Annotated in this window: 20 protein-coding genes and 1 riboswitch; of the genes, 18 read left to right on the forward strand and 2 right to left on the reverse strand. The window is 55.7% G+C overall.

The window, feature by feature from the left end; genetic code table 11:
• Positions 1–231: 231 nt before the first annotated feature.
• A riboswitch (purine riboswitch) is annotated at positions 232–330 on the forward strand.
• 364 nt (positions 331–694) lie between these two features.
• The 12 genes from purE to purD all read left to right on the forward strand — a co-directional run bounded on the left by purE (position 695) and on the right by purD (position 14,661).
• Positions 695–1,180 (forward strand): 5-(carboxyamino)imidazole ribonucleotide mutase, encoded by a 486-nt coding sequence (gene purE, locus B1748_RS28840; protein WP_087571423.1) that lies wholly within the window; start codon positions 695–697, stop codon positions 1,178–1,180.
• Positions 1,177–2,355, forward strand: a complete 1,179-nt coding sequence (gene purK / locus B1748_RS28845) for a 5-(carboxyamino)imidazole ribonucleotide synthase (protein WP_087571424.1) — start codon at positions 1,177–1,179, stop codon at positions 2,353–2,355. The genes purE and purK overlap by 4 nt, the downstream gene beginning before the upstream one ends.
• Positions 2,356–2,362: 7 nt before the next feature.
• Positions 2,363–3,658, forward strand: coding sequence for an adenylosuccinate lyase (gene purB / locus B1748_RS28850; RefSeq protein WP_087571425.1), 1,296 nt, complete (start codon positions 2,363–2,365; stop codon positions 3,656–3,658).
• 24 nt (positions 3,659–3,682) lie between these two features.
• The gene (locus tag B1748_RS28855; protein ID WP_087571426.1) at positions 3,683–4,588 is read left to right on the forward strand and encodes a phosphoribosylaminoimidazolesuccinocarboxamide synthase; all 906 of its coding nucleotides are present in this window, start codon (positions 3,683–3,685) and stop codon (positions 4,586–4,588) included.
• Between the two features lie 104 nt (positions 4,589–4,692).
• A complete protein-coding gene (gene purS / locus B1748_RS28860) occupies positions 4,693–4,938 on the forward strand; it encodes a phosphoribosylformylglycinamidine synthase subunit PurS (RefSeq protein WP_179215887.1) in 246 nt (81 codons plus the stop codon).
• 4 nt (positions 4,939–4,942) lie between these two features.
• Positions 4,943–5,635 carry a phosphoribosylformylglycinamidine synthase subunit PurQ gene (gene purQ, locus B1748_RS28865; protein WP_087571428.1) on the forward strand — a complete coding sequence of 231 codons (693 nt, stop codon included), beginning with the start codon at positions 4,943–4,945 and terminating at the stop codon, positions 5,633–5,635.
• The gene (gene purL / locus B1748_RS28870) at positions 5,613–7,856 is read left to right on the forward strand and encodes a phosphoribosylformylglycinamidine synthase subunit PurL (RefSeq protein ID WP_087571429.1); all 2,244 of its coding nucleotides are present in this window, start codon (positions 5,613–5,615) and stop codon (positions 7,854–7,856) included. The genes purQ and purL overlap by 23 nt, the downstream gene beginning before the upstream one ends.
• On the forward strand, positions 7,841–9,397 hold the full coding sequence (gene purF, locus B1748_RS28875; RefSeq protein ID WP_087571500.1) for an amidophosphoribosyltransferase: 1,557 nt from the start codon (positions 7,841–7,843) through the stop codon (positions 9,395–9,397). The genes purL and purF overlap by 16 nt, the downstream gene beginning before the upstream one ends.
• Positions 9,398–10,034: 637 nt before the next feature.
• Complete coding sequence (purM, locus tag B1748_RS28880) at positions 10,035–11,078, forward strand: phosphoribosylformylglycinamidine cyclo-ligase (protein ID WP_087571430.1); 1,044 nt, start codon at positions 10,035–10,037, stop codon at positions 11,076–11,078.
• Positions 11,078–11,686, forward strand: a complete 609-nt coding sequence (gene purN, locus B1748_RS28885; protein WP_087571431.1) for a phosphoribosylglycinamide formyltransferase — start codon at positions 11,078–11,080, stop codon at positions 11,684–11,686. Before purM ends, purN begins: the two co-directional genes overlap by 1 nt.
• A gap of 128 nt (positions 11,687–11,814) precedes the next feature.
• A complete protein-coding gene (gene purH, locus B1748_RS28890) occupies positions 11,815–13,362 on the forward strand; it encodes a bifunctional phosphoribosylaminoimidazolecarboxamide formyltransferase/IMP cyclohydrolase (RefSeq protein ID WP_087571432.1) in 1,548 nt (515 codons plus the stop codon).
• A gap of 33 nt (positions 13,363–13,395) precedes the next feature.
• Positions 13,396–14,661, forward strand: a complete 1,266-nt coding sequence (gene purD / locus B1748_RS28895; protein WP_087571433.1) for a phosphoribosylamine--glycine ligase — start codon at positions 13,396–13,398, stop codon at positions 14,659–14,661.
• A gap of 127 nt (positions 14,662–14,788) precedes the next feature.
• Here the strand turns inward: purD and B1748_RS28900 are convergent, their stop codons facing one another.
• Positions 14,789–15,463 (reverse strand): stalk domain-containing protein, encoded by a 675-nt coding sequence (locus tag B1748_RS28900; protein ID WP_087571434.1) that lies wholly within the window; start codon positions 15,461–15,463, stop codon positions 14,789–14,791.
• 340 nt (positions 15,464–15,803) lie between these two features.
• On the opposite strand from B1748_RS28900, the gene B1748_RS28910 reads away from it, so the two are divergent.
• From B1748_RS28910 to B1748_RS28925, 4 genes are read left to right on the forward strand one after another with little or no spacing between them, the layout of a single operon-like run.
• Positions 15,804–16,997 carry a polysaccharide deacetylase family protein gene (locus B1748_RS28910; protein WP_087571436.1) on the forward strand — a complete coding sequence of 398 codons (1,194 nt, stop codon included), beginning with the start codon at positions 15,804–15,806 and terminating at the stop codon, positions 16,995–16,997.
• Positions 16,998–17,021: 24 nt separating this feature from the next.
• The gene (locus B1748_RS28915) at positions 17,022–18,551 is read left to right on the forward strand and encodes an FG-GAP repeat domain-containing protein (RefSeq protein WP_087571437.1); all 1,530 of its coding nucleotides are present in this window, start codon (positions 17,022–17,024) and stop codon (positions 18,549–18,551) included.
• 23 nt (positions 18,552–18,574) lie between these two features.
• Positions 18,575–19,420, forward strand: coding sequence for a response regulator transcription factor (locus tag B1748_RS28920; protein ID WP_087571438.1), 846 nt, complete (start codon positions 18,575–18,577; stop codon positions 19,418–19,420).
• Positions 19,417–20,853 (forward strand): sensor histidine kinase, encoded by a 1,437-nt coding sequence (locus B1748_RS28925; protein ID WP_087571439.1) that lies wholly within the window; start codon positions 19,417–19,419, stop codon positions 20,851–20,853. Before B1748_RS28920 ends, B1748_RS28925 begins: the two co-directional genes overlap by 4 nt.
• A 251-nt stretch (positions 20,854–21,104) precedes the next feature.
• On the opposite strand, the gene B1748_RS37675 is transcribed toward B1748_RS28925, so the two are convergent.
• Complete coding sequence (locus tag B1748_RS37675; RefSeq protein ID WP_256976009.1) at positions 21,105–21,233, reverse strand: hypothetical protein; 129 nt, start codon at positions 21,231–21,233, stop codon at positions 21,105–21,107.
• Positions 21,234–21,450: 217 nt separating this feature from the next.
• Between B1748_RS37675 and B1748_RS28930 the strand changes: the two genes are divergently transcribed.
• Positions 21,451–22,269 carry an alpha/beta hydrolase gene (locus B1748_RS28930; RefSeq protein WP_087571440.1) on the forward strand — a complete coding sequence of 273 codons (819 nt, stop codon included), beginning with the start codon at positions 21,451–21,453 and terminating at the stop codon, positions 22,267–22,269.
• A 111-nt stretch (positions 22,270–22,380) separates the two neighbouring features.
• Positions 22,381–23,475, forward strand: a complete 1,095-nt coding sequence (locus tag B1748_RS28935) for a DUF3048 domain-containing protein (protein ID WP_087571441.1) — start codon at positions 22,381–22,383, stop codon at positions 23,473–23,475.
• Positions 23,476–23,584: the final 109 nt, after the last annotated feature.

Below are 23,584 nucleotides of genomic sequence, written 5' to 3' on the forward strand. Positions count from 1 at the left end.
CTCTATATGTATTCAGAAGAACATGTACCTAGACGAAGGATGGAAGAAATGGGGATTCGAGCCCCAAAAAAGAGGCGAAGGACGGGGCTATTGAGCAATATTGAGAAAAAAACGAACTTTAAAATATAGAAGCTTCATAATGTTCGTATTTTGTTGACAGTGGAAGAACGATTGTTTAAACTAGAGAAGGCTTGGGACGAAAGGCTGTCCCTCCTAGCGCACGTTCAAAAAGTACCTCTTCAAGGAATAACTCGTATATTTTCGGGATTGGCCCGAATGTTTCTACCTGGAAACCTTAATTTCTGGACTACGAGCTAGATGAATCGGACATTCGGCAAGTTCATAGGAACGATAGACGGAACATTGACGCAACGCCCTTGCCAAAGGGGCTGCATGACAGGTTGCTCCCGCATGGGGCAGCCTTATGCTGTCTTTAGGCTGGTGGATTGCGCGGTCCTGCCCGGATTCATCGAAAAAGAACGATATCGCCCTCCATGGCGGACGTTCTCGGCTATGGTCCTGCGGCAGATCGGCAACCGATCTCTCTGGGGCTTTTTTCTATTTCCTGGAACCAATGTATTCTATAAGTGAGAGTTCAAAAAGTTCGATGCCGAGATACTACCCGAGTTACTTCGTAATCAAAATTGGACTTTTTGAACAACCTCTATTAAAAGAAGAAAGTGGGTTTGGACCAATGTCTGCTAAGGTAGGCGTCATCATGGGCAGTAAGTCGGATTGGGACACAATGAAATTGGCTTGCGACATCCTGGAGGAGCTCGAAATTCCGTACGAGAAGAAGGTCGTGTCAGCGCACCGCACGCCGGATTTGATGTTCGAATACGCGGAAAGCGCCGCGGAGCGCGGCCTTAAGGTCATTATCGCGGGAGCGGGGGGCGCCGCGCATCTGCCCGGCATGGTCGCCGCGAAGACGACTTTGCCGGTTATTGGCGTTCCCGTCAAATCCTCGAATCTGAGCGGCCTCGACTCGCTGCTCTCCATCGTGCAGATGCCGGGCGGCATTCCGGTGGCGACGGTCGCGATCGGCAACGCCGGAGGCACGAACGCCGGTTTGCTGGCAGCCCAGATGCTGGGAGCGTTCGAGCCCGACATCGCGGCACGCGTGCAAGCCAGGCGCGACCGCGTAAAGCAGGAAGTGCTGGAAAGCAGCGAGACGTTATGACGCGCGCAACGACTGGAACGGATGGCGCCAAGACGATTCTGCCTGGCGGCACGATCGGGATTCTAGGCGGCGGACAGCTCGGACGAATGCTTGCTAATGCAGGCAGCGCAATGGGCTACCGGTTCGTTGCTCTGGATCCCACGCCGGATTCTCCGATGGGACAAGTATCCCGGCAGATCGTGGCGGCGTACGACGATATGGACGCGGCTTTGACGCTTGCGGAAGCGTCGGACGTCATCACGTACGAATTCGAGAACGTTGATGCAGACGTCGCCGCAAAGCTGATGGAGCGGTCCTATGTGCCGCAAGGCAGCGAGCTGCTGTACACGACGCAGCATCGTCTCCGCGAGAAACGGGCGATCGAAGCGGCTGGCGTCCGCGTGGCACCGTACCGCGAGATCACAAGCGAGGATAGTCTGCGGGATGCGGTTGCCGCATTCGGAACGCCTTGCGTGCTCAAAACGGCGACCGGGGGCTACGACGGCAAGGGACAATGGGTCATCCGCGGCGAGGATGAAATTCCGGAAGCCTACGAGACGTTATCCCGCGCGGGCACTCAGCTTGTGCTGGAGCAGTTCATCAGGTTCAAACAAGAAATATCGGTCATTGCGGCAAGAAGCTCCAAAGGGGAAATAAAAGCGTTCCCTCCTGCGGAAAATATTCATGTCGATAATATATTGCATCTGTCTATCGTGCCGGCTCGCGTCGGCGAAAACGTGATTGCGGAAGCAGAGCGGCTAGCAATACGGATCGCGGAAGGACTGAACGTCGTCGGACTCATCGCGGTGGAACTGTTCGTGACGGAGGACGGCGGGCTGTACGTCAACGAGCTCGCGCCGCGTCCCCATAACAGCGGGCATTACACGATGGAGGCTTGCCGCACGTCGCAGTTCGAACAGCATGTCCGCGCCATCTGCGGCTTGCCGTTGGGCGATACGTCGCTGATGAGCTCCGTCGTCATGGTCAACGTGCTGGGGCAGCATGTGGAGCCGCTGCTGGAAAGGCTGGCGGAAGGCGACGATGCGGCAACTCATGCCGGCATTGCTCCGAAGGTGCATTTGTACGGGAAAAAGGACGCCGTATTCAAGCGGAAGATGGGTCATGTGAACGTGCTGGCCCCTAACGTGGAGGCGGCATTGCAATGGATAGAAGAAACTAAGATTTGGAAGGTGTGATGCCATCATGTTAGAACGTTATAGCAGACCCGAGATGAGAGCCATCTGGACGGAAGAGAATAAATTCAAAGCCTGGCTGGAGGTTGAACTGTGCGCATGCGAGGCTTGGTCCGAGCTTGGCATTATTCCACAGGAAGACGTTAAAGCGCTGCGAGCTTCGGCCAGCTTCGACATCGACCGGATCTACGAGATCGAGCAGGAGACTCGCCACGACGTGATCGCGTTCACCCGGGCCGTATCCGAGACGGTAGGACCGGAGCGCAAGTGGGTGCATTACGGCCTAACCTCCACGGACGTCGTCGATACGGCGATGGGCTACTTGCTCCGTCAAGCTAACGAAATCCTGCTTAAGGATATCGAAAGATTTATCGGCATTCTTCGCGAGAAAGCCATTCAGTACAAGGACACTCCGATGATGGGGCGCACGCACGGCGTACACGCCGAGCCGACGACGTTCGGTCTCAAGATGGCGCTGTGGTACGAAGAGATGAAGCGCAACCTGGAGCGGTTCCAGCACGCGGCGCACAACGTTCAATTCGGCAAAATGTCCGGCGCCGTCGGCACGTACGCGAACATCGATCCGTTCGTTGAGCAATTCGTCTGCGACAAGCTAGGCATCACGGCCGCTCCGATCTCCACGCAGACGCTGCAGCGCGACCGTCACGCCGAGTATGTAGGCGTTCTGGCTCTGATCGCGACGTCGATGGACAAGTTCGCCACGGAAATCCGCGCGCTTCAGAAGAGCGAATTCCGCGAGGTGGAGGAGCCGTTTGCCAAAGGCCAGAAGGGCTCGTCGGCGATGCCGCACAAACGCAATCCGATCGGCTGCGAGAACATGTCCGGCCTGTCCCGCGTCATTCGCGGCCATATGCTGACGGCATTCGAGAACGTGCCGCTCTGGCATGAGCGCGACATCAGCCACTCTTCGGCGGAGCGCGTCATCCTGCCTGATTCGACGATGCTGCTTAACTATATGCTTAACAGACTGGGCAACATTATTCAGAACCTGACGGTGTTCCCGGAAAATATGAAACGCAACATGAGCGCGACCTACGGCGTTCCCTTCTCCGGCCGCGTCATGACGAAGCTGATCGACAAAGGTTTCAGCCGCGAGCAAGCGTACGACACGGTGCAGCCGCGTGCGATGCAGGCTTGGGAAGAGCAGCGCCAATTCCGCTCGATCGTGGAAGAAACGACGGAAATTACGTCGGTGCTGTCTTCCGAGGAGATCGACGACTGCTTCAACCCTGCTTGGCATCTCAAGCATGTGGATACGATTTTCGCAAGACTGGGCTTGAACTAGGCGAGGAACGAGGGGATGAATGGAATGAGCGCAAGCGCAAGACCGCAGGCATTATCCACGGCTGTCGATTACGTAAAGGCGCCGCTGGTGTACAAGGGCAAGGTGCGGGAGCTGTACGATCTCGGGGAGCACTTCCTGATCGTCGTGACCGACCGGATCTCGGCGTTCGACTACGTGCTGGACCCGGCTGTTCCCGATAAGGGCAATGTGCTGAATCGGCTGTCGGCTTTCTGGTTCGAGGTAACGAAGGAGCTGCAGGAAAATCATGTGGTGCATACCGACGTGGCGTTGCTGGGCGATATCGTGACGGAGCCGGAGCTGCTTAAGAACCGCATCATGGTGACTCGCAAAGCCGAACGCATCGATATCGAATGCGTCGTGCGCGGCTACATTACGGGCGGCGGCTGGAGACAGTATACGAGCACGGGCGAGATCAACGGCATCAAGCTGCCGGAGGGCATGCGGAAGAACGAACATTTTGCTGAGCCGATCTTTACGCCGGCCGCAAAAAATGACGTCGGCCATGACGAAGACGTCCCGTTCGAGCGGATGGCGGAGCTGGTAGGCGAAACTCTGGCCGAGGAGCTTCGCGACCGCAGCCTGACTCTGTATCGCTTCGCGCATGACTATTGCCAGGAGCGCGGCATCATTCTCGCGGATTGCAAGTTCGAATTCGGTCTGATCGACGGCAAGGTCATCCTGATCGACGAAATTTTCACGCCGGACTCGTCGCGCTTCTGGTCGGAAGGCAGCTACGCTTACGACGTGGAGATCGACAGCATGGACAAGGAGCCGGTCCGAACTTACCTGCTGGGCTCGGACTGGGATCGCGACAGCATGCCGGATCCGCTGCCGGCGGTTGTCGTTGCGGCCACGACGGCGCGCTACCGCGAGATTTACCGTCGCTTGACGGGGCAGGAGCTGTCGTAGGAATCGGACATAGAAGCACCAAACGAGCATCACACAGTAACAGCAACAACTATCCAACAAGCATGTTCAACGAATTACCATTATAAACACACATTCAGGAGGCTATTATGAAGGCAACCGTCTACGTTACGATTAAGGAAAACGTTTTGGATCCGCAAGGAACGGCCGTACAAGGCGCGCTCCATTCCATGGGGTTCGCGGAAGTTGGCAAAGTGCGCATCGGCAAATATCTCGAGGTGGAGCTTGACACAAACGATCGCGCGGAAGCGGAAGCCCGCCTGAAAGTGATGTGCGAGAAGCTGCTCGCGAACACAGTGGTCGAAGACTACCGCTTCGAGCTGGAGGGTTAAGATCATGAAATTTGCGGTTCTCGTATTTCCCGGCTCCAACTGCGACATCGATTGCTACAAGGCAGTTGAAGCGATCGGCGAGCAGGTCGACTACGTCTGGCATACCGCTACGGACCTGTCCGGCTACGACGCTATCCTCGTGCCAGGCGGCTTCTCCTACGGCGATTACTTGCGCTGCGGCGCTATCGCGCAATTCGCGAACGTCATGAACGAAGTGAAGAAAGCGGCAGACGAAGGCAAATATATTCTTGGCATCTGCAACGGCTTCCAGATCCTTACGGAAGCAAATCTTCTCCCTGGCGCGCTTATCCGCAACACGGGCCTGAAATTCCGTTGCCATGGTACGCCTCTTGAAGTGGTGAACAGCAATACGGCTTTCACGAATCAATATTCGCAAGGCGAGATTATCGATATTCCGATCGCTCACGGCGAAGGCAACTACTTCTGCGACGAAGAAACGTTGGCCGAGCTCAAAGCGAACAATCAAATCGTATTCCGTTACGCGGGCGAAACAAATCCAAACGGCTCCGTCGACAACATCGCGGGCATTAGCAACAAAGCGGGCAACGTCGTCGGCATGATGCCGCACCCGGAGCGCGCGGTAAGCCAGATTCTGGGCTCGGAAGACGGACTGAGAATGTTTACATCGATTTTGAATGCATGGAGGGAACAACATGGCGCAGCAATTAACAGCTAAGGAGCCGACTGCGGAGCAAATCGCGGATCAGCGCATTTACACGCAATTCGGCGTTACGGATTACGAATACGAACTGATTTGCGGATTCCTGGGCCGCAAGCCCAACTACACGGAGATCGGCGTATTCAGCGTCATGTGGTCGGAGCATTGCTCTTACAAGAACTCCAAGCCTATTCTGAAAAAATTCCCGATCACCGGACCTCGCGTCCTGATGGGGCCGGGCGAAGGCGCGGGCATCGTCGACATCGGCGACAACCAGGCTGTCGTGTTTAAGATCGAATCCCATAACCATCCGTCTGCTGTCGAGCCTTATCAAGGCGCGGCGACGGGTGTCGGCGGCATTCTTCGCGATATTTTCTCGATGGGCGCGCGTCCTGTAGCGATACTAAACAGCTTGCGCTTTGGCAACTTGAACAATGAGCGCGTTAAATACTTGTTCGAAAATGTCGTCAGCGGCATCGCCGGCTACGGCAACTGTATCGGTGTTCCAACGGTTGGCGGCGAAGTGATGTTCGACGAAAGCTACGAAGGCAATCCGCTCGTCAACGCGATGTGCGTCGGGCTGATCGACCATGACAAAATCCAGCGCGGCGTCGCCAAAGGCGTAGGAAACCCTGTCTTCTACGTTGGCCCGGCAACGGGGCGCGATGGCATTCATGGCGCGACATTCGCATCCGTCGAGCTCTCCGAGGAGTCCGAGGAGAAACGTACGGCGGTCCAAGTCGGCGATCCGTTTATGGAAAAGCTGGTTATGGAAGCAACGCTCGAGCTGATCAACTCCGGCATCGTTCTGGGCATTCAGGATATGGGCGCGGCCGGCCTCACTTGCTCCAGCGCGGAGATGGCTTCCAAGGCAGGCAACGGTCTTGAGCTGTATCTCGACGAGGTGCCGCAGCGCGAGACGGGCATGACGCCTTACGAGATGATGTTGTCCGAGTCGCAAGAGCGTATGCTCTTTGTTGTCGAGCCTCAGCATGAGGCGCAAGCGAAGGAAATTTTCGATCGTTGGGGCATTATTTGCGCAAAAGTGGGCAAAGTGACGGATGACGGACGTCTCCGGTTGTTCCACCAGGGCGAAGAAGTAGCCGACATGCCGGTCAAAGCTCTTGTCGACGAGTGTCCAGTGTACAACAAACCGTCCAGCGAGCCTGCTTCGTTCCGCGAGAGCGCAGCGATCGACACGGCTGCTTTTGACGAAATTACGGATCTGAACGGCGCCCTCGAGAAAGTTCTGGCTTCCCCGACGGTTGCGAGCAAAGAGTGGGTATATAACCAATATGACTACATGGTTCGTACGGCTACGGCCGTGCGCCCGGGCTCCGATGCAGCGGTTGTTCTCGTTGACGGTACGCGCAAAGCGCTGGCGATGACGACGGATTGCAACGGACGTTACGTGCATCTGGACCCCGAGATGGGCGGACGGATCGCGGTCGCGGAAGCGGCGCGCAACATCGTATGCTCCGGCGCGGAGCCGCTGGCCATTACGGACAACCTTAACTTCGGCAACCCGGAGAAGCCGGAAATCTTCTGGCAGCTTGAAAAATCGGCGGATGGCATGTCCGAAGCTTGCGTGAAGCTGGATACGCCGGTCATCGGCGGCAACGTCAGCTTGTACAACGAGAATGCCAAAGGCGCGATCTACCCGACGCCGGTCATCGGCATGGTCGGCCTGGTGCATGACGTCGACCACATCATGACGCAAGGCTTCAAGTCCGAAGGCGACGTCATCGTGCTCCTCGGCGACACGAAAGCGGAGTTTGGCGGCAGCGAGCTGCAATACGTGCTGAGCGGCGCTCCTGCGGGACGTCCTCCGGTCATCGATCTCGACGTGGAGAAGCAAGTTCAAGATGCCGTCCTGGGCGCTATTCAGCAAGGGCTCGTCGCTTCGGCGCACGACTTGTCGGAAGGCGGCATCGCGGTAGCGCTGGCGGAGTCCTGTATCAGCGGCGGCGTTGGCGCGGAAGTATCGCTGACCAGCGACCTTCGTCCGGACCACTTGCTGTTCAGCGAATCGCAATCCCGCATTCTGCTGTCGGCGAAGCCGGAGCAGGCGGACGCATTGACAGCTCTTTTGAGCGAGCAAGGCGTTCAATTTGCGGTCATCGGTAAAGTATCGGGCAGCAGCCTCACCATTAACGTCAATGGCAAATCCGGCATCGCAGCGCCGGTACAACAACTGGAGAAGGTTTGGAAGGATGCGATTCCATGTCTCATGAAGTAATCGACCGTTCTGCGCAAGCGAGCGCTGTGCCTAATCGCACGGCTCTCGGCGGCCAGGTACGCGACGGTGCAACATTAGATGGCCAGGTGCTTTGGACCGGCGATCATTACAATGAGGGTATTGGCCGGGACGATATTTTTGACAAGTTGCGCGAGGAGTGCGGAGTCTTTGGCGTGTTCGGTCATCCCGACGCCGCAGGACTATCTTATTACGGCCTCCATGCGCTGCAGCATCGCGGAGAAGAAAGCTCCGGAATTTGTACGGTTGATACAGACAATGGCAATGCGTTTAACTACCATCGCGGCATGGGGTTAGTCAAGGAAGTGTTCGACAAGGACAAGCTGGACATGCTGAAGGGCGATCGCTCTATCGGCCATGTCCGCTACTCCACATCGGGCTCGAGCCAACTCGGCAACGCGCAGCCGCTTATTTTCAGATACCGTGATGGTGACCTAGGCGTTGCGACAAACGGCAATATCGTGAATGCGCCCGAGATTAGACACGAGCTCGAGATGAGCGGCTCCATCTTCCAGACATCCAGCGACACGGAAGTGATCGCGCACTTGATCGCCCGTTCCTCGAAGGACTTCGAGACGGCGGCCAAGGAAGCGTTGCAGCGTATCGTCGGCGGCTTTGCTTTCCTCATCATGACCAATGAGAAGATGATCGTCGCTTCCGATCCCAACGGACTTCGTCCGCTGGCGATGGCGCGTCTGGGCGATGCGTACGTGTTCTCTTCCGAGACTTGCGCGTTCGAGACAATCGGCGCGGAGTACGTTCGCGACGTTCAGCCGGGCGAGCTCCTGGTGTTGGATGCGAACGGCATACGCACGGATCGTTACGCGAAGATCGAACGCCGCGCGACCTGCGCGATGGAATATATTTATTTTGCGAGACCGGACAGCGACATTAACGGCATCAATATCCACTCCGCGCGCAAACGGATGGGACGTCAGCTGGCTACCGAGGCGTTCGTCGACGCGGATGTCGTAACAGGCGTACCGGACTCCAGTATTTCGGCAGCGATCGGATTCGCGGAGCAGACGGGCATTCCGTACGAGCTGGGGCTTATCAAAAACAAGTATACGGGCCGGACGTTCATCCAGCCTTCGCAGGAATTGCGCGAGAAGGGCGTCAAAATGAAGCTGTCCGCGGTTCGCAAGGTCGTCGAAGGTAAACGCGTCGTCATGATCGACGACTCCATCGTGCGCGGCACAACGTCGCGCCGGATCGTCAACTTGCTGCGCGAAGCGGGAGCTACGGAGGTGCACGTGCGAATTACGTCGCCGCCGTTCAAGAACCCTTGCTACTACGGCATCGACACGCCGGATCGCAAGGAGCTCATCGCTTCGTACCGCACAGTCGAAGAAATCCGTCAGGAAATCAATGCGGACTCCTTATCCTTCCTGAGCAATGACGGATTCGTCGACTCCGTGGGCGGCAACGACGGCGCGTACAACCGCGGCATGTGCCTTGCCTGCTTCGACAATGATTACCCGACTCCGGTTAACGAGGAGTCGGACAAAAGCTGCAGCTGCTAGAACAGCCGCGACCAGCGCTCCGTGCGGCGGAGTGGCGGCTGCGCGGAGCGAATAAGTCGGCGAGACCGACTTAATCTCGCGCCAAGCGGCTGCACGGAGCAAATAAGTCGGTGTAATCGACTTAATCCAGCGCCAAGCGGCTGCACGGAGCAAATAAGTCGGTGTAATCGACTTAATCTCCCGCAAAGCGGCTGCGCGGAGCGAATAAGTCGGCGAGACCGACTTAATCTCGCGCCAAGCTGCTGCGTGGAGCGAATAAGTCGGTGTAGCCGACCTAATCTCACGCCAAGCCGCTACGCTGAGTAAATAAGTCGGTGTAACCGACTTAATCTCTCGCAAAGCTGCTGCGTGGAGCGAATAAGTCGGCGACACCGACTTAATCCAGCGCCAAGCGGCTGCACGGAGCAAATAAGTCGGCGAGACCGACTTAATCCCGCGCCAAGCTGCTGCACGGAGCAAATAAGTCGGTGTGACCGACTTAATCCCGCGCCAAGCTGCTGCGTGGAGCGAATAAGTCGGCGCAGTCGACCTATTTACGAGACGAAAGTTAGTCTGCCAAACCTGCGAGTTTGCACACTTGAGTTGCATGTTGCGGGATAAGATACTTTTCTGAGAACGAAATAAGGAGTGGAACCTTTTGTCAGAAGCATATAAAAAGGCTGGAGTCGACATCGCCGCGGGCAACGAAGCGGTCGAACGGATGAAAAAACACGTGAAGCGCACTTACCGTCCGGAGGTTCTGGCGGAGCTGGGCGGCTTCGGCGGCCTGTTCGGACTGGACAAGGACAAATACGAGGAGCCCGTGCTCGTATCCGGAACGGACGGCGTCGGCACGAAGCTGAAGCTGGCGTTCGCAATGGACAAGCATGACACGATCGGAATCGATGCGGTAGCGATGTGCGTGAACGATATTATCGTGCAAGGCGCAGAGCCGCTCTTCTTCCTCGACTATCTGGCATGCGGCAAAGTTGTTCCCGAGAAGATCGAAGCGATTGTCAAAGGGATCTCCGAAGGCTGCGTCCAATCCGGCTGCGCGCTGATCGGCGGCGAGACTGCAGAGATGCCTGGCATGTACTCCGAAGAAGAATACGACATCGCCGGTTTCACGGTCGGCATCGTCGACAAGAAAAAAATGATCGACGGCTCCACAATTGCACCTGGAGACGCGGTGCTTGGCTTCGCTTCCAGCGGCATCCACAGCAACGGCTTCTCGCTCGTTCGCCGTCTGCTGCTCGAAGAAGCCGGTTACTCCCTGGATCAACAGCTGGACGAGCTGGACGGCGCCAAGCTGGGCGACGTGCTGCTCGAGCCGACTCGCATCTACGTGAAGCAAGCCCTTAAGCTGATCGAGGAAGTGCAAGTGAAAGGCATGGCGCACATTACAGGCGGCGGTTTCATCGAGAACATCCCGCGCGTGCTGCCGGACGGCGTGAACGTAGACATCGCTTATGGCTCGTGGCCGATCCTGCCGATCTTCGGCTTGATGCAAGACAAGGGCGCGATCTCGAACCGCGACATGTTCACGACGTTCAACATGGGCATCGGTCTGGTTATCGTCGTGCCAGCCGACCAAGCAGAGAAGGCGATTAAAATCTCCGAAGAGCTTGGCGAGAAGGCTTACCGAATCGGCACGGTTACGGAAGGCAACCGCGTCGTAACGTTCACGGGAGCGGAAGTATAATGGCGCCGCTGCGCATTGCGGTATTCGCTTCGGGACAAGGGACGAACTTCCAGGCGATTGCGGATGCGGTGCGGGAGGGGAAGCTCGATGTGACCATCGAGCTTCTTGTTTGTGACAAGCCGTCTGCGCCGGTCGTCGAACGGGCGAGCCGGGCAGGCGTAGACGCCTTCGTATTCAAACCCAAGGATTACCCGAACCGCGAAGCTTACGAAACGGAAATCGTCGCCGAACTCACGAAGCGCGGCGTGGAGCTCATCGTGCTTGCTGGCTACATGCGCATTCTCACTCCTACAATCGTCGAGCCTTATTATGGCCGGATGATCAACGTGCATCCGTCGCTGCTGCCGGCATTCCCCGGCGTAAATGCAATGGGTCAGGCGCTGGACTACGGCGTAAAGGTGACCGGCGTTACGGTGCACTATGTCGACGGCGGGCTAGACAGCGGTCCGATTATCGCGCAGGTCGTCGTACCAATCTCGGATGGCGAGGGCATCGACACGTTGTCAGAACGAATTCAAGCAGAGGAACGCGAGCTGCTGCCTAACGTGGTCGGCGCAATCGCGGCTGGTCGAGTCAAGCTCGACGGGCGGCAAGTGACCGTATCGTAGTCGTAGTTACCCTGTCCGATAATGTTAAAAAACGGAAGAAAACGCGCAAATAGCTTCGCTGTTATCCGTTAGAAATCATAACGTTATTGACTCAATCCAATCCAACCAATCCAAGGAGGACGTTAAAAGTGGCTATTCGCAGAGCGTTGATCAGCGTGTCCGACAAGACGGGCATCGTTGAGTTTTCGAGAGCACTCGCAGAGCAAGGCGTGCAAATTATTTCGACCGGGGGTACGTTCAACCTGCTTCAGAAGGAAGGCGTTCCCGTCATTGGCATCTCCGATGTAACAGGGTTCCCCGAGATTATGGACGGACGCGTCAAAACGCTGCACCCGGCCGTACACAGCGGCCTGCTTGCGGTTCGCGACAACGAAGAACATCAGAAAGCGATGAAAGAGCTGGGACTCGAATATATCGACCTGGTAGTCGTTAACTTGTATCCGTTTAAAGAAACAATCGCCAAGCCTGACGTGACCTACGAGGACGCGATCGAAAATATCGACATCGGCGGCCCGACCATGCTTCGTTCCGCAGCCAAAAACCATGCATTCGTCACGGTTGTCGTCGACGCCGGCGACTACGCTGCCGTTGCGGAAGAGTTGAAAGAGGGCGGCGACACGACGCTCGCGACGCGCAAACGTCTGGCCGCGAAAGTATTCCGCCACACGGCGGCTTACGACGCGCTGATCTCGGACTACCTCTCCAAACAAACGGGCGAGCCGCTTCCCGAGACTTACACAATTACTTACGAGAAGGTGCAAGATCTGCGCTACGGCGAGAACCCGCACCAGAAAGCAGCTTTCTACAGCAAGCCGCTGGCGGCGACGGGCAACGTCACAACTGCCGAGCAATTGCACGGCAAGGAGCTGTCCTACAACAACATTAACGACGCGAACGCCGCGCTCTCCATCTTGAAGGAATTCGACGAGCCGGCAGTTGTTGCCGTCAAACATATGAACCCTTGCGGAGTGGGCATCGGAGCAACGATTCACGAAGCGTACCAAAAAGCGTACGAAGCCGATCCGACATCGATCTTCGGCGGCATCGTCGCGGCTAACCGCACGATCGGCGCCGATACGGCCGAACTGCTGGGCGGCATCTTCCTGGAGATCATCATCGCGCCTGATTACACACCTGAAGCGTTCGACATTCTCGCGAAGAAGAAAAACATCCGTTTGCTCAAGCTCGGCGAACTGACGGCTGCGGCCGAACGCAAATCCGAGTGGGTCGTCACGTCCGTAGACGGCGGCATGCTCGTTCAAGAGAGCGACGTGCACAGCATTACGGAAGCGGATCTGAAAGTCGTCACGGAGCGCCAGCCGACTCCGGAAGAACTCAAACAGCTTCTGTTCGGATGGAAGGTCGTGAAACACGTGAAGTCGAACGCGATTTTGCTCGCGAAGGACGACATGACGGTAGGCGTAGGCGCAGGCCAAATGAACCGCGTCGGCGCGGCGCGCATCGCGATCGAACAAGCAGGCGAGAAAGCTGTCGGCGCGGTACTGGCTTCCGATGCGTTTTTCCCGATGGGCGATACGGTCGAGCTTGCGGCGAAAGCCGGCATCAAGGCGATCATCCAGCCCGGCGGCTCCATCAAGGACGAAGAATCCATCGCTGCGGCGAACGCGAACGGCATAGCAATGGTGTTTACGAGCGTCCGTCACTTCAAACATTAATCCACGTTACAAGAAAAGGGGCTTGCACTCATTATGCGTATATTGGTCATTGGCAGCGGCGGACGCGAGCATACGATCTGCTGGTCGCTCAAGAAAAGCGATAAAGTGAAGGAGCTGTTCTGCGCGCCAGGAAATGCAGGCATTTCGCAAATCGCGGAATGCGTGCCGATTCCGGTATCCCAGTTCGACGAGCTGACCCGTTTCGCCAAGGAAGCGTCGATCGATCTCGTATTCGTCGGTCCCGACGATCCGCTTGCGGAAGGTATCGTGGACGCTTTCGAAGCGGCGGGCATTCCTGCTTTCGGTCCGAACAAGGCGGCCGCGGAGATTGAAGGCAGCAAGATTTTTATGAAAAACCTGCTCAAAAAATACAATATCCCGACAGCCAAGTACGAGACGTTTACCGACTACGAGGCTGCCTCCGCGTATTTGCGCGAGCAGTCCACTCCGATCGTCATCAAAGCGGACGGTCTCGCAGCCGGCAAAGGCGTAACGGTCGCCTACTCCATGGAAGAGGCTGAGAAGGCTCTTCGCGAAGCGATGGTCGACAAGGTGTTCGGCGAAGCGGGCAACCAGATCGTCATCGAGGAATTTCTCGAAGGGCAAGAGATGTCGATCCTGGCGTTCGTGGACGGCGAAACCGTAAAACCAATGGTTCCGGCCCAGGACCACAAGCCGATCTTTGACGGCGACAAAGGACCGAACACGGGAGGCATGGGCACGTACACGCCGCTTCCCCATATCGATCCGGCGATCATCGAGGAGTCTATCACGAACATTATCATTCCGACGGCAAAGGCAATGGTCAGCGAAGGACGTCCGTTCCGCGGCGTATTATTTGCGGGCTTGATGATCACCAAGGATGGCCCCAAGACGATCGAGTTCAACGCCCGCATGGGCGATCCCGAGACGCAGGTCGTGCTGCCGCGGCTGAAGACGGATCTCGTCGACATCGTGTTGGCTGCGATGAACGGACGGTTGGGCGATCTCGACATCGAATGGAGCGACGAAGCGGCGGTATGCGTCGTGGCGGCATCCGAAGGATATCCGGCTTCCTATCCGAAAGGCCGCGTTATTACGGGCATTGCGGAAGCGGAAGCGCAAGGCGCGCTTGTGTTCCACGCGGGCACTGCGCTCAAGGACGGCCAGTTCGTGACGAACGGCGGACGCGTGCTCGGCATCGTCGGCCGCGGCCGCGACATCGCGGAAGCTCGCGCGCGCGCCTACGAGGCGGTTAGCGTCATCTCCTTCGAGGGGATGCAGAACCGCACGGACATCGCGGCGAAGGCTCTTCGTTAGGAGCTAGCTGCCCTACTGATCGGTTCAAAATAAAAAGACCTCAATCCCTAAATTAGGGATCGAGGTCTTTTTGCTGTGGAGATAACAACTGCCAAACAGTTTTTGTTATCCGTTAAGAAGATAAATCTTATTTATAATAGGATGTAGTCAAAGGGATAAAGACAGCGGTGTCTTTAGTGGCACTTCCATAGATGTACAGCTCTTCAACGCCCCCGATATCAACCTTGACCGTAACCAGGCCATTTTCGGATTTGATGACATTTTCTGATTTCAGAATAATGTCGTTTTCCGAGTCTTTAATCGTAAAGTCTGTCAGATCGCCGCCGACAGCTGCAATCTGAAGGTATAACGATTGATAGTTTTTATCCGGATAGAGCATAAAACTAACATTGCGGTTGCCGGAAGCGTTGTCGTAAAAAGCTTCTTTGTAATCCTTGCCTTTATAGGTCGTTTGGACCGGGTCCTTCGTGTGGTACATATCATCGAATCCCTTGGCAATAGAGGTGCCATCAACCTTTTCGCCCAAAATAATTGTTTTGGTTGCCTCGTCATAATCTACCGCTACATCAAGCGCATCGGACACAGCGCGGATAGGAAAATAGTTGGCGCCTTGATAGACGATCGGTGCAATGGCGTTGCCGTTTACGTCACGCAGATCAGCGTAAGTTCCGTCGACCTGTACCTTTATTTCAGGGTTTAGAAAGGCTTTAATCTCCTGCAGCTTCGTCGCCGCAAATGCCCCCGTTCCCATACTGGCCAACATGGATACACCGATAATGGCTGCAAATGCTTTTTTCTTCAATACGCTCACGCTCCTGGCTGAAAATGATGTAAAATATCAACAATTATTATAAATGAATAATTTTCCATCAACAAGAGTCCTTTGGCATAGTAAATTGGGAGATCAATTGCCTGGGCTACCAAGGCTGGTTGTCCATCGACCAGTACCCTTATCGTGAGGAAGGGCTGGCTGCGGTCCGCGAAGGTGTGCTGGAGGTGGAAGCTTTTAACCGTCTGCTTGAATCCATTCTCCCTGTCACTATTTCTTGTCATTATTTCCCGAATGATGTTACTCTTTTGTAACTCTCTAAATCTATTCTTCCGATAAGATTAAACTATCAGCAGATTAGAAGGTGAGAAGGATGGACAGGACAAAAAAACGTCGTCGTCGGAGATTGGTTCTATTAATGGTTATTGTGGCGGTATTCTTCTGGGTTGCCGGCTGCGCGGCAGGGAGATCGATGTCGATGGGGATGTCGGCAATCATCCCGTCCGTCGTCAAGGGCGGAGAGACGATCCAAGGCGGAACGGCTTCAGGCTCGGGTAACGGAGGCGGAGGGGCAGCGGATCAGGACGGTACGCTGACCGGCGTCGGAGGCTCCGGAGGCCAGGGCGGCTCTGGCGAGCCGCAAAACGGGCATGGAACGGGAAGCGGAAGTCAGAGCGGCTCCTCCGGCAACGGCAGCTCGGGAGGAAGTGCGGGCACCGGTGGCGATAATGCCGGCGGCAAAGGAACAGAAGGAACAAACGGCCAAAACGGCAATGATGACGGAGGAAAGAATGGCAGTACGGGCAGCGGCGCCGGTATCGGAGCAGGCGGCGGCACGGGAACTGGTGCGGGAATCGGAGCAGGTAACGGTAATGGCTCCGTTAACGGAGGGACTGGCTCCGGCAATTCCGGAGGCAAGCCTGGCGAAGGCGCCAATGCCGGCGGTCAGCCGGACAAACCGTCCGTTCCGGCAGAAGAAGGAAATAGCGATAATGACAAGAAGCTGGTGGCACTCACTTTCGACGACGGTCCTGATAAAAAATATACGACGGCGATTTTGGATATTTTGAAGGAAAAAGGGGTCAAAGCGACGTTCTTTGTCGTTGGCCAGCAAGTGAAGTTGTATCCCGAGGTGCTGCAGCGCATTGCGGACGAAGGACATACGATCGGCAATCATTCGCAAAATCATAAAGATCTCAAGAAACAAGAGAAATCGGTCATCCTGGAGCAGATTAATAAAACGGATGAGGCGATCCGGGACGTTCTTGGCGAGAAGCCGACATTGTTCCGGGCTCCATACGGGTCGATGTCGGATACGGTAAAGCAGATTCTTAAAGCGCAAGACCGGGTGCACACGGGCTGGACGGTGGACACGAGGGATTGGGCGGGGACTTCTCCCGCCGACATGCGTCAGATGATTATTCAAGACACGAAGCCTAATGGTATAATATTAATGCATTCATTCGGAAGCAAGCATATTAAGAATACGGTCGAGGCTCTGCCGGGGATTATCGACGACTTGCATAAGTTGGGTTACACGCTTGTTACGGTGGACGAACTGCCTTGACCTTTGAAGGAGATTGTATCAGCTATGTCGCATGCCAGCCAGACTTCTCCAACTGCATACCGCGAGAGCGCAACGAGCGAAGAATCCGTAAGCATTTCCCGAAAATCCGGCGGCGGCAGCTTGAAGGTATTCATGAGGCTGATGCCGCTGGGAGCGATGTTAAGCTTGCTGATGCTTGCCGGCTGCCAATATACGGCGGCTCCTGCAGATCTGCTGCTGAAGCCGGAAATCGGCGAGGACAAGGAGCAGCTGCTGGCAGCTGTGACGAAGGCGTTGCCGGAGTTCAGCATTCTGATGCTGCCGCATAGCAACGATGTCATGGAAGCGGTCCGGTTAATCGATCTGGATGGGGACGGCAAAAACGAAGCGGTCGTTACCTACTACAATGAATACAGCTCGCCGGAGATTATGACGCTGCGTCATACGGACAATGGCTGGCGGCAATGGCTGCTCGTCCAGCAGCCTCTTGCTCGCGAGATGACTTGGCTGAGCATCATCGATATGGACGGAGACGGCGTCATGGAGCTCGCGGTAGGCTGGGCAGGCGCGTTCGACAGTCCATCGATGCTGGAGATGTATTCGTTCTCGAATAAGGCGGCGCGCAACGATAAGGGTAAGCTGACGATGGTGCCGGCTGCCTCTTTGCCGTTTAGTCTCGCCGATACAGCGGACCTTAATCGCGACGGCAAGCAGGTGCTCGCGGTTATAAGCGGAACCTCCTTCTCCGGTACGACGGCGGAGCTCATCATGCCCGTCTTTCAATTGGCCGTCTACACTTGGGAAGACGGAAAGCTGGCATCAAGAGCCAAGACAACGCTGCCGGAAGGCGTCAATCTGTTCGAGCGCATAAAGATGGGGAGCATCTCTCCACGCCATCAAGGGATACTGCTGGAGGGCGGCACTGGCGCGCATAGCATGCTCACTTATATGTATGCCTGGAACGGGCGCGATCTGTCGCTCGTGTTCCCGACGCCCGAGCAGGAAAAGTTGGGCTACGGCTTTGCCGGCAAGCCAACGGTCAGCCGCGATATGAACGGCGACGGTATCATCGAGCTTCAGCGGACATGGGAGGCCCCGGGACAAGAGGGCGTCCCTTATTCCGATTCGTTGTGGATTACGGAGTGGCTGCAATGGGACGGCAGGAACGAATTCCGGAAGATCGCAGAGCAATACGTAGACGAGAGCTACGGTCTGCTTCTCGACATTCCTGAGGCCTGGCAAGGGAAGTACACGCTGGAGAAACCGCCAAGAGCAAGCTATGGAGTCGTCACGCTGCAATATTACAATCCGGACACGGCGGAGAGGGCCGATCTCATCTCCATCCATGTCGTTCCGAAAAACCAGTGGGATGGCGTGGAGCATGTGTGGCGGGAAGAGAAGCGGACCTTCCGAACGCTTGGCACGTACGGGGGCAACCTATATGCGGCAGTCTTGTACGATGAAACGCTCGGCGACGCGAATTCATTAACTGCGCATTCCAGGGCGGAGGCCGAGGAGATGCTGAAAGAGAAGGAGCAGTTTCTGGAGCGGATTCGGATCGAATTCTCGGAATAAGCGGAGAAAGGGGGGAATATCCAATGCGAATCTTGTTGCTGGAGGATGAAGAATCGATAAGGGGGTTTGTCCGCATTAATCTCAGGCGCAACGATATGATCGTCACCGAGGCGGAGAACGGCGAACAAGCGCTTGCTTGCGCTGAAAACGACGGACCGTTCGATATCGCGCTGCTTGATGTCATGCTGCCTACAATCAGCGGGTTCGAAGTATGCGAGCAACTTAGAGCGCGATATCCCCGGATGGGTATCATCATGCTGACGGCGAAGTCGCAAGAAGAGGACAAGATCAAGGGATTGGAGCTAGGCGCCGACGATTATGTGCAGAAACCGTTTAGCCCTGGCGAGCTAGTCGCCCGAATCAAATCGCTCTATCGTCGGATGCATGCGGAGCCGCAGCCGGTGACCGCTGTAGATCGAGAAGCCGTTTCTCAGGCGGAATCGGCTGTTGCATCGGAATCAGCAAGCGCCATCGACGGAGCATTGACGCAATCCGGCGGTAAGGCAATCCCTGAGGAAAGCTTGCCGGTCCATATCCAAAATATCCTGAGTCCGTCCGATGAGGTCGTCAGCGGTCCGTTCCGTCTGTCGGTATCTCAGCGGCGGTTATGGAAAAACGGCCAGGAGATCGTGCTCACCCCTACCGAGTGGGCGTTGGTAAGGCTGCTTATGGAGAGCGCGGGGAAAAGCGTGAGCAGGGATCATATTTTGACCGAGGTATGGGGTCGGTATTATGTTGGCGATCTTAAGGTTGTGGACGTCAATATCCGGCGCATTCGACAGAAGTTGGAGGCAAGTCCTTCGGAACCGGCGTTCATCGAGACGGTCTGGGGGTTCGGTTATCGCTGGAGACGGGGAGCTGCGGAATGAGAAGCATTAAGGCGAAGATGGTATGGAGCTATCTGCTTCTGATTGCGCTGGTTGTCGCGGTGCTGGGAGCAGCTTTCGTCATACTCATCTGGAATTATTATTACGGCAGCGCGCAGAGCTCCGTGAAGCAGCGCGCCGAATCTGCCTTTACGCAGCACAGCCGGTCGCTGACTTCGCTTAGTCTGCATGACCAGGCCGATTATTTGCTTCAAAATATGGCCGACGGCGGTCCCACTCGAATTCAGCTGCTCAGCAGCGAGGGAGAACTGCGTATTGACTCGGACGGATTCGCTCCCCGCATTCGCTATTCGTCGGCCGACGTTAGAAGCGCAATGGCGGGACAAACAGGGACTTGGAGCGGCGTGGATCCTTATTACGGCGAGCGGGTGACATCCGTCACGATTCCGCTGCGCGGGGATACGCGCGTCGTTTCTTTGCTGCGGTATACGTCGTCGCTGGAGCGGGTAGACAGCATGGTGGGGCAGCTGATCCAGATGGCCGTCATCACGGGGATATCCGTTATCCTGTTGTTTCTGGGCTTAAGCCTGTTCCTGGCGCAGCGCATCGTGGGACCGATTCAGGAGCTGAAGCGGGCGGCGAGGTATATGGCGGAGGGAGATTGGACGAAACGGGCGATGAAACGCAGCGGGGACGAAATTGGACAGCTGTCCGAGACGTTTAACGTAATGGTGAGCGAGCTGAATAAACGGGAGAAGCTCAAAAATGATTTTATATCGTCGATATCGCATGAGCTGCGAACCCCGCTTACCTCCATCAAGGGTTGGAGCGAAACGTTGAAGGAAAGCGAGCCGGACCGCGACGACGAAGAGGTCAAGCTCGGGCTCTCCATCATTAGCAAGGAAACGGAACGGCTCACCGGTCTTGTCGAGGATCTGCTGGACTTCTCCAAGCTGTCCGCAAGCTCTATGGAGCTGCACACCGAGGTGCTGGACTTGAACGGCCCTGTCAAGGAAACGGTCAGACAGTTGGCCGTGCGGGAGGAAGGGACGCGAGTGAAGCTGATGGCGTCTTACGCGGCGGGACCGATTGTCGTCAGCGGCGACGCGAACCGTCTTAAGCAGGTCGTTATTAATCTCATCGACAACGCGTTCAAGTTCACGCCTCCGGGAGGGACGATTCGTGTGGCGACTACAGTATCTGAAGAGTTGCACGTGGCGCGGGTGACGGTTTCGGATACGGGATGCGGGATTGAAGCGGAGGATCTGCCCCATGTTACGGAGAAATTCTACAAAGCCAGCTCCGGTCAAGGCGGATCTGGCCTGGGGCTGGCGATTTGCAAGGAAATCATAGAGCTGCACGGCGGCGAGCTTCGTATCGACAGCGAACGGGGAGCGGGAACGATCGCGACGATTACGATACCTTATAGTTCGTGTTCAAAAAGTTCGGTTCTCAGTACCGAGAAGATTGAATGAAGCTAGGACCTGAGGAGCGGAGCGTAGTGGAAGCTACGTGAGCACCTGCAATGTTTCCGGAGGAAACATACTTCGTAAGCATATGCTTAGGTTCGGCAAACCTCGGGCCCCGCGAAAGTAATCGGAATTGATATCGAAGCTTCCCTTCACTTTCGTGGGTTTCAGGAAAAATTCGACGTCGAGTATGCATCTAGAGTTACTTCGTAATGGGAAGCGGACTTTTTGAACAACCTCTTACACGCGGGAGCGGTCTACTCCTTAAAGAAAAGCAGCTTCCGATTGGCTATGACGTATATGACGGCAATAATAACGCCGGCGCATAACATAATCGACAGCCAGTTGTCGCGAAGCCATGCAATCCACAATGGCATTTCAGGCATTTCGTTCACCTCCGATGTTGATATTGTTTTACTGCACGCCAAGCCGAATCTCTTGCGGGAGATCGGCTTTTTTGTATTAGTGTGCGCTGCAACTGCCAACTCCATGCGGGATACCCGTTGACAGTCTGCCCGTGGAAATGTTAGGATGAATGCATCTAATTCATAGTTAACTTATAGGAATTATTATATATAGAATTTTGGTATTGGAGGAATGGTCATGGAGAAGCAATTGACTCTTAAGCATGGAGATCTGGATCTGCAAGCTACCCTGCATTATCCAACAAGAGGACATCATCTGGACGAGAAGCGTCAGGCCATCGTCATATGCCATGGATTTATCGGCAGCCGGGTCGGCGTGGACCGTCTATTCGTAAAGGCGGCAAGGGAGCTTGCTGCGCAAGGCTCCTACGTGCTTCGTTTCGATTATGGCGGCTGCGGAGAGAGCAACGGGGACTACGGAGCACTAGGCTTCAATGCCATGATCGATCAGACGAGGACGGCCATCGATTATGTGTTTGGAATGGATTGCGTGGATCCTTCGCGTATCGTATTGCTTGGACACAGCCTGGGAGGCGCCGTCGCCTTGTTGACCGCGGTGAAAGATAAGCGGGTCAAGCGGCTTATCATGTGGTCCGCCGTCGGATATCCGTTTACCGACATCGTTCGAATTGTCGGGAAGGACGGCTATGACGAGGCGGTAACGAAAGGCAGAACCGACTATGCCGGTTACTCTCTCCAGACTGTGTTCTTCGAATCCCTGATGGAGCATCAGCCGTTCCAATCGGCGACACGTTTCGGCGGAGAGGTGCTGCTTGTTCATGGCACGAGCGACGAGCTCATTCCCGTCGACTACAGCTTCCTGTATCAGAAGGTGTTCTGGACGAGAAGCGAGGGGCTGTGCGACAAAGAGATTATTTTCCAGGCGGGCCATACCTATTCCTCCAAGCAGCATCAGGAAGAGGCGATTCGCGTGACCGCGGAGTGGCTGTCAGGCCTCGACCGCAAGCAGCAGGATTGGCTTCACTGGTCGATTTGACGGAAAAAAGATCATTTTTGTCGAGACATCTCGCCCTAACCTGTGCTTAAATAGTAGATAGACGGTAAAAGATTCTATGATTACCAACTTTCTAGCAGAGGCGGGTTATTCATGAACAACCGATTGAGGGGAAGTCTCGCAGCTATACTTGCGGCTACAATCGTGATGACGGCAGCATGCGGCGGCAGCAATGCAGCTCCCGTTAACGTACCGCCGGAGCCGACGGCTTCTCCGACGATGGAAGCAACTCCAATTCCGACTGCTGCGCCGCTTCCCTACACAGCGCCTTTATCCGGCATCGGACTTGCGCAAGAGGCAAAGTTTAGACCGATGGCCGTTATGATCAACAACTTCTCCGCGGCCAGACCGCAGTCCGGCTTGACGGGAGCCGACGTCATCTGGGAAGTGCTCGCCGAAGGCGGCATTACCAGGCTTGTCGCGATCTTCCAAAGCACGGAGTCACTCTCCGACACGATTGGTCCTATTCGCAGCAACCGCAAATATTTGATCGATATCGCCGACAGCTATGGAGCGGTAATGGCCCATGCGGGCGGGAGTCCCGAAGCTTATGGCATTCTGCAGAAGCAAGGCAAACCTTATCTCGACGAAATCACGAACGCAGGCTCGTACTTCTGGAGGAGCAAGGACCGCAAGGCTCCGCATAATTTGTATTCCTCGCTGGAGAAGCTTCGCGATGGCGCCGAGAAAAAGAAGTACAGCGACGACAAGCCAGTCCCCGTCTATCAGTTCTCGGAGAACGGGACGGTCGCCGGCGCGTCTGGCGCCGAGGATGCGCGCGACATTACGATCAAATTTCTGATGGACAGCTATAAGGTAGGTTATATCTACGATGAGACCTCCGGTCTTTACAGCCGGTCGATCAACGGCGAACCTCATATCGACTTGAACAACAACGCTACGCTTGCCGCGGCCAATCTGATTGTATTCGAGACAACGCACAGGACGCTTGATGATGTCGGAAGACTGTCCGTCGACCTGGTGTCGGGAGGCAATGCCTACTTGTTCCAGAAAGGAAAGAAGATCGATATCGACTGGGTGTCCGCTCCGGACGACATGATCCGGTTCGCAACGAAGGAAGGCGCCGAGATCTCGCTGGTGCCGGGCAAAACTTATATACATATCGTGCCTAACAAGCCGGCGCTCGCCGAGCATGTGGCATGGGTACAATCCGCCAGCGCTGGATAAGCTAAGGAGGCGGAACGTTAAAAGAGGATTCCGCTGCGGAATCCTCTTTTCCTGTTATTTACCGCATAGGAGTGTTTACGTTGAGATTTTCTCATCACAAATTACGATG

This window comes from Paenibacillus sp. MY03, assembly GCF_002165585.1.
GTDB classification, from domain to species: domain Bacteria; phylum Bacillota; class Bacilli; order Paenibacillales; family Paenibacillaceae; genus Pristimantibacillus; species Pristimantibacillus agaridevorans.

What these genes read in the sequence shown, in the direction of transcription:
- B1748_RS28925 (WP_087571439.1), top strand. Translation starts at nt 19,417, where the DNA reads ATGAGAAGCATTAAGGCGAAGATGGTATGGAGCTATCTGCTTCTGATT.
- B1748_RS28935 (WP_087571441.1), top strand. Translation starts at nt 22,381, where the DNA reads ATGAACAACCGATTGAGGGGAAGTCTCGCAGCTATACTTGCGGCTACA.
- B1748_RS28930 (WP_087571440.1), top strand. Translation starts at nt 21,451, where the DNA reads ATGGAGAAGCAATTGACTCTTAAGCATGGAGATCTGGATCTGCAAGCT.
- purQ (WP_087571428.1), top strand. Translation starts at nt 4,943, where the DNA reads ATGAAATTTGCGGTTCTCGTATTTCCCGGCTCCAACTGCGACATCGAT.
- purF (WP_087571500.1), top strand. Translation starts at nt 7,841, where the DNA reads ATGTCTCATGAAGTAATCGACCGTTCTGCGCAAGCGAGCGCTGTGCCT.
- B1748_RS28915 (WP_087571437.1), top strand. Translation starts at nt 17,022, where the DNA reads ATGTCGCATGCCAGCCAGACTTCTCCAACTGCATACCGCGAGAGCGCA.
- purE (WP_087571423.1), top strand. Translation starts at nt 695, where the DNA reads ATGTCTGCTAAGGTAGGCGTCATCATGGGCAGTAAGTCGGATTGGGAC.
- purD (WP_087571433.1), top strand. Translation starts at nt 13,396, where the DNA reads ATGCGTATATTGGTCATTGGCAGCGGCGGACGCGAGCATACGATCTGC.
- purN (WP_087571431.1), top strand. Translation starts at nt 11,078, where the DNA reads ATGGCGCCGCTGCGCATTGCGGTATTCGCTTCGGGACAAGGGACGAAC.
- purL (WP_087571429.1), top strand. Translation starts at nt 5,613, where the DNA reads ATGGCGCAGCAATTAACAGCTAAGGAGCCGACTGCGGAGCAAATCGCG.
- purK (WP_087571424.1), top strand. Translation starts at nt 1,177, where the DNA reads ATGACGCGCGCAACGACTGGAACGGATGGCGCCAAGACGATTCTGCCT.
- B1748_RS28920 (WP_087571438.1), top strand. Translation starts at nt 18,575, where the DNA reads ATGCGAATCTTGTTGCTGGAGGATGAAGAATCGATAAGGGGGTTTGTC.
- B1748_RS28855 (WP_087571426.1), top strand. Translation starts at nt 3,683, where the DNA reads ATGAGCGCAAGCGCAAGACCGCAGGCATTATCCACGGCTGTCGATTAC.
- B1748_RS37675 (WP_256976009.1), bottom strand. Translation starts at nt 21,233, where the DNA reads ATGCCTGAAATGCCATTGTGGATTGCATGGCTTCGCGACAACTGGCTG.
- purB (WP_087571425.1), top strand. Translation starts at nt 2,363, where the DNA reads ATGTTAGAACGTTATAGCAGACCCGAGATGAGAGCCATCTGGACGGAA.
- B1748_RS28910 (WP_087571436.1), top strand. Translation starts at nt 15,804, where the DNA reads ATGGACAGGACAAAAAAACGTCGTCGTCGGAGATTGGTTCTATTAATG.